The organism is Clavibacter lycopersici, from assembly GCF_003576405.1.
In the GTDB taxonomy this organism is placed as follows: Bacteria; Actinomycetota; Actinomycetes; order Actinomycetales; family Microbacteriaceae; genus Clavibacter; species Clavibacter lycopersici.
This window is the reverse complement of sequence record NZ_QWGT01000133.1, coordinates 1-7904: the sequence shown is the minus strand read 5'-3', so window position 1 is coordinate 7904 and position 7904 is coordinate 1. Positions and strand designations below refer to the sequence as shown.

Sequence of the window (7904 nt, the reverse complement as noted above, 5' to 3'; positions counted from 1 at the left end):
CGGCGTGCTCCTCGCGACCTGGGGCGCGGACGCCGAGCGGGCGCTGGCCTCCCTGCACGGGCGGTAGCGGGCGGCACCGGTCGCCCCGGGCGGCGGTCCGTGTCCGGCGAGCGCCGGTCTCGGACCGCTGCCTGGGATTCGCCCTTCGTGCACGAAGGAGTTGCGCGGGCGCGAGCATACTGAACCGGTGACCATCGACCTCCCTCCCATCAGCCGCTCCTACATCAGCCGTCCGTACCCGCTCGGCGCCACCGTCGTGGCGCGTGACGGCGGCCTGCCCAGCGGCCTCAACGTCGCCGTGTACTCCGAGACCGCCGAGGCGGTGGAGGTGTGCGTCTTCGACGACGACGGCACCGAGTCCCGCACGCGGCTCTCCGAGCGCACCGGCCACGTGTTCCACGGCCTCGTCGAGGGCGCCGGCATCGGCACCCGCTACGGCCTCCGCGTGCACGGCGAGTGGGATCCCGCGCGCGGCCTCCGCCACAACCCCGCCAAGCTCCTGCTCGACCCCTACGCCATCGCGATCGAGGGCCACCCCACCTGGGGCGAGGACGTCTTCGCCCACACCTTCGCGGATCCCTCCGCCATCAACGAGGCCGACTCCGCCGCGTCCATGCCCCGCTCCGTCGTGGCCGACCGCCGCTTCGACTGGGAGGACGACGAGGCCCCCCGCACGCCGCTCGACGAGACCGTCGTCTACGAGGTGCACGTGAAGGGCTTCACGCAGCAGCTCGAGTCGGTGCCCGAGGAGATCCGCGGCACCTACGCCGGGCTCGCGCACCCCAGCGCCATCGAGTACCTCACCGACCTCGGCGTCACGAGCGTCGAGCTCCTGCCCGTGCACCACTTCATGCAGGACTCGCACCTCGAGGAGAAGGGCCTCCGCAACTACTGGGGCTACAACTCCATCGGCTTCCTCGCGCCGTACTCCGACTACAGCTCCGCGGGCGACGGCGGCCAGCAGGTCGCCGAGTTCAAGGAGATGGTGAAGGCGCTGCACGCCGCCGGCCTCGAGGTGATCCTCGACGTGGTTTACAACCACACCGCCGAGGGCAACCACATGGGTCCGTCGCTGTCGCTCAAGGGCATCGACAACGCGTCCTACTACCGGCTCGTGGAGGGCGACGAGGCGTCGTACTTCGACACCACGGGCACCGGCAACAGCCTGAACGTCGGCCACCCGGCCGCGCTCGCGCTGATCATGGACTCGCTCCGCTACTGGGTCGAGGAGATGCACGTCGACGGCTTCCGCTTCGACCTCGCCACGACGCTCACGCGCCAGGACGGCGACGCGGAGATCCACAGCGCGTTCCTCACGCTCATCCACCAGGACCCGGTGCTCGCGCCGGTGAAGATGATCGCCGAGCCGTGGGACACCGCGGGATACCAGGTCGGCGGCTTCCCCGCGGACTGGTCGGAGTGGAACGGGAAGTACCGCGACGACGTGCGCGACTTCTGGCACAGCGGGCAGAACGTGCTCGGCGCGCTGGCCCAGCGGATCACCGGCAGCCCGGACGTGTACGAGTCCGGCCGCCGCTCGCCGCTGTGCAGCGTGAACTTCATCACGGCGCACGACGGCTTCACGCTCGCGGACCTCACCTCGTACGACGAGAAGCACAACGAGGCCAACGGCGAGGACAACAACGACGGCGAGAGCGACAACCGCTCCTCGAACGCGGGCGTCGAAGGACCGACGGACGATCCCGAGATCAACGCGATCCGCGACCGGCAGCGCCGCAACATGCTCGGCACGCTGCTGCTGTCGTCGGGCGTCCCGATGGTGCTCGGCGGCGACGAGATCGCGCGCACGCAGGGCGGCAACAACAACGCCTACTGCCAGGACGACGAGATCTCCTGGTACGACTGGGAGAACGCGGACCGCGAGCTGCAGGACTTCACGCGCAAGCTGATCCGCCTGCGCCGCGGCAACCGCGCGCTCCGCCCGATCTGGTTCCGCGGCGACGACGTCGAGGGCGCGGAGGAGGCCGTGCGCTTCATCCGGGCCGACGGCGCGACGCTCGAGCCGGAGGACTGGACGGACCCGAACGCGTTCAGCATCGCCGTCATCATGAAGGGGAAGAACAGCGACACGTTCTTCGTCGCGTTCAACGCGGCCGAGGGTCCGGTCGAGTTCCAGCTGCCGGAGGGCGTGGGCGTGTCGTGGCACCTCGCCATCTCGTCGGACTCCGAGCAGAACGTGACCGAGGACGCGACGAGCATCCTCGTGCGCGACCGCTCGTTCACCGTGCTGCGGGCCGCGCGCTCCTAGCCGCACCGCTCGATCCGCCGACGCGCCCCCGGGAGACCGGGGGCGCGTCGGCGCGTACGGGGGCGGCGCCGTGCGGGCGTACCGTGGGAGGGCCCCGTCTCCGCTCCCGGGGAGATCGGATCCCGTGTGACGTCATCGCCCATCCCGCGACCGCCGTCGACCCGGACGCTCGACCTCGAGGCCGCGATGCGCGCGAGCGTCGGCCTGCTCGTGCCGCTCGTCGTGCTGCTCGCGATCGACCGGCTCGACCTCGCGCTGTACGCGTCGTTCGGCGCCTTCACCGGGCTCTACGGGCGGAACGAGCGCTACCGGCTGCGGCTCGCGAGCGTGGGCGCCGGAGCCGGGATGATGCTCGTCGCGATCACCACGGGCGTGCTGCTCTCGCTCGCCGACGCGCCGCTCGCGCTCGAGGCCGCGGGGCTCGCGATCGTGCTCGGCGGGGCGTCGCTCGTGTCGACGGCGATGAGCCTCGTGCCGCCGCATCCGCTGTTCCCCGTGTTCGGGCTCGTCGTCTGCGCGGCCGTGCCGGTGGGTCCGGCGCAGGCCCGCGACGCCCTCATCACGGCGGTGGCGGCGATCCTGTTCTCGGCGGGCGTGTGCATGTCCGGCTGGCTGCTCCGCCGCCTCGCGCCGGACGCGCACGCGCACCGCTTCCGCGCGCTCCCGCGGATCCCCGTGCGGGACTCCGCCGTGCACCGCGACCCCGCCGCGTGGACGGCCGTGGTCGCGAACGTCGTCGGCGCGCTCGTGGCGGGCGCGATCGCGGTGGCGCTGGGTCTCGGGCACCACTACTGGGCGGTCGTGACGCTCGTCGCCGTGCTGCCCGTGGTGCGCGGGCCGCTGTCGTTCACGCGTGTGGCGCACCGCGTGCTCGGGACGCTGGCCGGGTCGGTGGTGGCCGCGGGGATCCTCGCGCTGCACCTGCCCGCGGCGGGCGTGATCGCGGTGGCCGTGGCCTGCCAGTTCGCGGCCGAGCTCGCGGTCGGCAGGCACTACGGGCTGGCGCTCGTCTTCATCACGCCGCTCGCGCTCGTGATGGGGAGCCTCGGCCGGACCGTGACGGTGCTGCCGCTCGTCGCGGACCGGGTGGTCGACACGGTCGTGGGTGCAGGCGTCGGGGTGGTCGTGATCCTCGTGCTGCGGGCGCTCGCGGCCCGGCGGCGGCGGTCGGGGATCGCGGGGACGGCCTAGCCGAGGACCGTGCTGCTCCAGCCGTAGATGCGGCCGTTCGCGCCGAAGAGGTTCCAGCCGTCGGCGCACGTGACCGTCGCGGGGTCGATCTCCGGCGGCCACCAGGTGTCCTGGATCTCGCTCATCCGCAGGTCGGTGCAGCCGCCGGGGGCGGGGGCCGGCTGCGCGGTCTGGACGGCGACGATGCTGCCCTCCTGCGCCTCCGACTTGGTGCGGATGAGCGTGCCGTCCTCCGGGATCCACGTCGGCATCGACGCCCCGAGCGCCGCCTGCGCGTCCGCCGTGGTGGCGTAGATGCTGGTCGTGGGCGTCTGGAACTCCGACTGGACCCCGCATCCGGACAGGAGCACCGCGCTCGCGATGGCGGCCAGGACGGTCAGGGTCGGTCGATGCATCCCCCTAGTGTGCCTCGTCAGCGACGGCGGCGGATGCGGATGGGCCCCTTGGCCGTGGAGGGATCGACGACCGACCCCTTCTGGGTGATCTCCACCTCGCCCGCGTCCACGAGCCGCCGGGCCGCGCGGCGGGCCGGTTCCATGAGGTCGCGCCAGTCGTCGGGCGACTCCGCGCGGGCGGCCTCCGACGGGCAGATGGTGGCGCCGCCGGCGCGGTGCGCGAGGAGGTCGAGGATCCGCCGCTCGAGCGCCGCGTCGACGTCGCTGACGCCGCGACGACGGCACGCGTCGCTGCAGTAGCGCACCTCGTCCCAGTCACGCTCCCACTTCCTGCGCCACTCGATGGTGCGGCCGCACGAGACGCAGGTCTTGGGCTCGGGGACCCGGTCATTCGTCGTCGATGCCCGGTGCGCCATCCCTCCAGCATGCTCCGCGGAGAGGGGCGTCGGCTGGATGCGGTGACGCCTTGCCGAAAACCCGCCGCGAGCGGGGATTTCCCGAGAGCGGATGCGATACTGCCCCCACGGGGCGGGTTCCCGGTGCGGGCGATCAGCGGTCCGAGCGACCGCCGCACCCGCGGCCCGCATCTCCCAAGGAGCACCCCCTGCATCTCCTCTCCGTCTTCAGCCTCCGCAACCGGGCGCTGATCGCGCTCATCACGATCGTCATCGGGGTGTTCGGCGGCATCGCGCTGACGACGCTCAAGCAGGAGCTCATCCCGTCGGTGTCGTTCCCGCAGCTCGCGGTCGTCACGGCGTACCCGGGCGCATCGCCCGCGGTCGTCGACACCGACGTGTCGACGCCCATCGAGCGCGCGATCCAGGCGGTGCCCGGCCTCGAGTCCTCCACCGCGACCTCGCGCACCGACTCGTCCGTGATCTCCGCGTCGTTCACCTACGGCACCGACCTCGCGACGGCCGAGCAGAAGATCGACCAGGCCATCAACCGGATCCGCACGACGCTGCCCGACGGCATCGACCCCGTGGTCATCGCGGGCAGCATCGACGACCTGCCGGTGATCCAGATCGCCGTCACGAGCGACCTCAGCCCGCAGGACCTCACGGCCGCTCTCGAGCGCTCGACGCTCGCGGACATCCGCAAGCTCGAGGGCGTGCGCGACGCGAGCCTGCTGGGGACGGTCGGGCAGCGCGTGGTCATCACGCCGGATCCCGCCGAGGTGCAGGCGGCGGGCCTCTCCAACCAGGCGATCCGCGACGCGCTCGACGCGAACGGCTCGCTGCTGCCCGCCGGCTCCGTGACCGAGGACGGGACCACGCTGTCGGTGCAGTCCGGCACGCGCCTCGGATCCACCGAGGACCTGGCCTCGCTGCCGCTGCTCGGCGCCGCGGGCGGGCGCGAGCTCACGATCGGCGACGTCGCCACGGTGGAGCTCGGCCAGGACCCGACCACCGGCATCTCGCGCGTCGACGGCCAGCCGTCGCTCACCATCGCCGTGACCAAGACGCCGGCGGGCAACACGGTCGACGTCTCGCAGCTGGTGACCCAGCTCCTGCCGCAGCTCGCCGACGACCTCGGGAACGGCACGCGCTTCACGGTCGTGTTCGACCAGGCGCCCTTCATCGAGCAGTCGATCTCGAGCCTCACCACCGAGGGGCTGCTCGGCCTCGTGTTCGCGGTGCTCGTGATCCTCGTGTTCCTGCTCTCGATCCGGTCCACCATCGTGACCGCGATCTCCATCCCCGCCTCCGTGCTCATCACCTTCATCGGGATGCTCGCCTCGGGCTACACGCTCAACATCATCACGCTCGGCGCGCTCACGATCGCGGTCGGGCGCGTGGTGGACGACTCGATCGTGGTGATCGAGAACATCAAGCGGCACCTCTCCTTCACGCCCGACCGGCTGGAGGCGATCCGCGCGGCAGTGAAGGAGGTCGCGGGCGCGGTCACGGCGTCCACGGCCACGACGGTCGCCGTGTTCCTGCCCATCGCGCTCGTGGGCGACATCACGGGCGAGCTGTTCCGGCCGTTCGCGCTCACGGTGACCATCGCGCTCGCCGCGTCGCTGTTCGTCTCGCTGACGATCGTGCCGGTGCTCGCGTACTGGTTCCTGCGGCCCGAGGGGGAGTCGCGGAGGGCGCGCAAGAAGGCCGCCGCCGCGTCCGCGTCGGCCGAGACCGAGCGGGCCCGCGCGGGCGCGCACGCGGCCGTCACCGGACCGGTCGACGACCGCGAGCTCGCCGGTCGACGGGCCCGCGGATCCCACGCGGCCCACGACGAGGGCGAGGGGATCGGGAAGCCCACGCGCCTCCAGCGCGGCTACCTGCCGATCCTCGCCTGGACCCTCAAGCACTCCGCGGTCACGCTGATCCTCGCGATCCTCGTGCTCGGCGGCACGGTCGCGCTCATCCCGAGCATGAAGACGAACTTCCTCGGCGACAGCGGGCAGAACACGCTCACCGTCTCGCAGGAGCTGCCGAGCGACACCAGCCTCGAGGCGCAGGACACCGCGGCGACGGAGGTCGAGCAGGCGCTCATCGGCGTCGACGGCGTCGAGACCGTGCAGACCTCCATCGGTTCGGACAGCACGTCGCTCACCTCGGCCTTCGGGGGCGGCGGTGGGATCACCTTCTCGCTCACGACCGACCCCGACGCCGACCAGGACGGCATCCGCGAGCGCGTGCGCTCCGCGGTCGACGGCCTCACCGACGTGGGCGACGTGTCGCTCGCGGCGGCGTCCGGCGGGTTCTCCTCGAGCGACATCGAGGTGCAGATCACCGCGAACGACGGCGACGACCTGAAGGCGTCGGCCGACGCGATCCTCGCGGCCGTGCAGGACATCCCGTCGATCGAGCAGGCCACGAGCAACCTCTCCGAGACGCAGCCGTACATCGCGGTGACCGTCGACCGGGCGAAGGCCGCGGCCGCGGGTCTCAGCGAGCAGGCCGTGGGCGGCATCGTGACCGCGAGCCGGCTGCCGGCCGCGGTCGGGCAGGTCGTGATCGACGAGAAGACGCTGTCCGTCTACATCCAGGACCCGGACGCCGCGCAGAGCCTGCAGGGGCTGCGCGACTTCCGGATCCCGACCGCGCGCGGCCCCGTGCCGCTCAGCGACCTCGCGACCGTCGAGGTCACCGACGGCCCCGCCACCGTCACGACCACGGGCGGCTTCCGCAGCGCGACCGTGAGCGCGACGCCCGGCAGCGACGACGTCGGCTTCGCCTCGTCCGAGGTGTCGCAGGCCGTCGCCGACGTGCAGCTCCCGGCCGGCGCGCAGGCGACGCTCGGCGGCGTCGCGTCGCAGCAGTCGGACGCCTTCGGGCAGCTCGGGCTCGCGGTGCTGGCGGCGATCCTGATCGTCTACATCATCATGGTGGCGACGTTCCGCAGCCTCATCCAGCCGCTCGTGCTGCTCGTCTCGGTGCCGTTCGCGGCGACCGGCGCGGTGCTGCTGCAGGTGGTGACGGGGATCCCGCTGGGCGTCGCCTCGATCATCGGCCTGCTGATGCTCGTGGGCATCGTGGTGACCAACGCGATCGTGCTCATCGACCTCGTGAACCAGTACCGGACGCGCGGCATGGACCTCCGCGAGGCGATCCTGCAGGGCGCGGGGCGCAGGCTCCGACCGATCCTCATGACGGCGCTCGCGACGATCTTCGCGCTGCTGCCGCTCGCGGTCGGCCTCACCGGGCACGGCGGCTTCATCTCGCAGCCGCTGGCCATCGTCGTGATCGGCGGCCTGCTGTCGTCGACCGTGCTGACGCTCGTGGTGCTGCCGTCGCTGTACTCGCTGGTCGAGCGGGGCGCGCTGCGGATCCGGGCGCGGGGCGAGCGGAGGCGCGCCGAGCGCGGGCTGCCCGCGGGCGGATCCGCCACGACGACCGAGGCCGGCGCCGCGGGCTGATCCCGCCTCCCGACCCCGCCCGGGGGCGCCGCGTGGCGCGCCCGGGCGTAGCGCTGCCCTGGTGCCCGGGCGTCGCGTCCGGTAGTGTTCTCCAGTCGGCTCTTGACACCGCTACCGGACCATCCATCCGGGCGGATGGATTTGTCAGTCAGGTGGGCCGGTTTCCCCCTCTCGTTCCGCAGAGGGG

5 protein-coding genes are annotated in these 7904 nt (G+C 72.4%); 3 read left to right on the top strand and 2 right to left on the bottom strand.

Annotation, left to right across the window (positions count from 1 at the left end):
- Positions 1-187 precede the first annotated feature (187 nt).
- Complete coding sequence (gene glgX, locus DZG00_RS09855; protein ID WP_119382323.1) at positions 188-2269, top strand: glycogen debranching protein GlgX; 2082 nt, start codon at positions 188-190, stop codon at positions 2267-2269.
- A gap of 126 nt (positions 2270-2395) precedes the next feature.
- Positions 2396-3460 carry an FUSC family protein gene (locus DZG00_RS09850; RefSeq protein ID WP_119455580.1) on the top strand — a complete coding sequence of 355 codons (1065 nt, stop codon included), beginning with the start codon at positions 2396-2398 and terminating at the stop codon, positions 3458-3460.
- Here DZG00_RS09850 and DZG00_RS09845 read toward each other — a convergent pair.
- Both DZG00_RS09845 and DZG00_RS09840 read right to left on the bottom strand, forming a co-directional pair.
- Positions 3457-3855, bottom strand: a complete 399-nt coding sequence (locus tag DZG00_RS09845; RefSeq protein WP_119382325.1) for an LPS-assembly lipoprotein LptE — start codon at positions 3853-3855, stop codon at positions 3457-3459. The genes DZG00_RS09850 and DZG00_RS09845 overlap by 4 nt on opposite strands.
- Positions 3856-3872: 17 nt before the next feature.
- A complete protein-coding gene (locus DZG00_RS09840; protein WP_119382326.1) occupies positions 3873-4271 on the bottom strand; it encodes a DUF2256 and DUF3253 domain-containing protein in 399 nt (132 codons plus the stop codon).
- Positions 4272-4459: 188 nt separating this feature from the next.
- Here DZG00_RS09840 and DZG00_RS09835 point away from each other — a divergent pair, with 188 nt between their 5' ends.
- Positions 4460-7717: an efflux RND transporter permease subunit gene (locus tag DZG00_RS09835; RefSeq protein WP_119455581.1), complete on the top strand. Its 3258-nt coding sequence runs from the start codon at positions 4460-4462 to the stop codon at positions 7715-7717.
- Positions 7718-7904: the final 187 nt, after the last annotated feature.

Bases quoted from the DNA above. Each gene is read 5' to 3' on its own strand.
- DZG00_RS09845 (WP_119382325.1), bottom strand. From the start codon at position 3,855: ATGCATCGACCGACCCTGACCGTCCTGGCCGCCATCGCGAGCGCGGTG.
- DZG00_RS09840 (WP_119382326.1), bottom strand. From the start codon at position 4,271: ATGGCGCACCGGGCATCGACGACGAATGACCGGGTCCCCGAGCCCAAG.